Annotated in this window: 1 protein-coding gene; it reads left to right on the plus strand. The window is 51.0% G+C overall.

The window, feature by feature from the left end:
* Positions 1–1,458: hypothetical protein (locus tag I5M_RS32905; RefSeq protein ID WP_022723562.1), on the plus strand; the 1,458-nt coding region annotated here is incomplete at both ends.

The following is a 1,458-nucleotide window of genomic DNA, read 5'->3' on the forward strand; positions in this document are numbered from 1 at the left end:
ATCAGTTGGCGCGATTACGCTGCCGTATTGGGATCATATGGCGACAGCGAAGCAGATAATCCAGTATTTTGATGGAACGCTAACGTTTGAAAGTATGGTTGAGCCGCAAAATCAGGCGAGGCCATTGTTTCCCCGATTGATCTTTGTGGCGAATGCGGCGTTGACCCGGTGGGATATTCGATCCGAGTACGTCTATATTTATCTAACTATCTATGGCTCGTTCGCTGCCCTTCTATTTGCTTGGTGGCAGCTGTTCAAGAAGGTCAGGGGCGTCATTACTGTAAGTGGTGCTTTGTTGTTGAGCATCATCTCGTTTTCTCCAGTTGCAGCAATGAACCAGTATTGGTCGCTCATGCTGCTTGCAACGTTGTCCTATTTCTGTGCCGTCCTTGCGTTCCTTGTAACATCGATGCGCCCTTTTTCCTGGGGGGCGAATGTCTTAGCTGCGGCTCTCGCGTGGATTTCTGCCTATTCGATTAGTCAGGGGCTTTTTGTCTTTCCCGCGATCTTGATTTTGCATCTGCTGATTGGGCAAAGGGCGTTTCGTCCGACGCGTTGGAGTATTTTTTGGCTTGCTAATTTGCTCGTGTGTTATGCCGTGTATCTTCCTGGTGTTGCGCTGGGTGGCGTTACGCAGCCTCTCCCCACTGTTTTCGATTTTGTTGCATTTGTTGCTGTGTACATTGGGAATCCGTTGGGGTCGCTTCTTTGGTTCCCGGAAATGGGAGTGGTCTGGCTTCGTGAGACGATAGTGATTAATTTCGCTGTTGGCTTGCTGCTTTTGCTGCTGGCCGCATTCACTGCTTGGAAGGCGCGGAGGCGCCTACGATTGGCTGAGCCTGAGGTGCTGATCTTCTACTCGTTTGGAATGTACGCCATTGCCTGTGCCGTCGTTACAGGGTGGGGGCGCGCCAGCGGAGAGTTCGCAGTCGCTAGTGCAAATTCCAGTCGTTATAGCACTTTCGCGGCGGCTTTGTTGTTCGGACTTATATTCTATTACGGATCTGAGTTTAGGCGCGGAAGCTTGGTGTTCGCTATGGCCACGAAAGCGATCCTCGCAGTCTTCGTCGCTGCATCGACGGTCAGCTACGTTAGGGCGATTCCTGTCTATAAAGCTGCTCACAACGATAATGAATGGCTTGCAGATGTTTATGGGCCGAATGCAGAAGTGACAAATCTCGATCGGAAGGCCTACCCCGATCCGGAGTATTTCGATCCAAAAAGAAGAGATCTTTTGCGCCTTGGTATCGGTCCCTATAGATTATTGCCTCTTCGCAATAGGGCGATCTATTCAGGCGCCTTCGTTGGTGCTGTCCCGTTGAAATCCGGCACCACAGTTTCGCAGAAGTTTCGAGTCGCGTTTCCGATCATTCGGTCGATTTCATTCCCGGTTGTGACTTGGGGGAAGTGGCCCAGTTCTTATACCGTGCTCTGGAAAGCGACGGATGTGCAGAACAA

The organism is Rhodopseudomonas sp. B29 (assembly GCF_000333455.1).
GTDB lineage: Bacteria > Pseudomonadota > Alphaproteobacteria > Rhizobiales > Xanthobacteraceae > Rhodopseudomonas.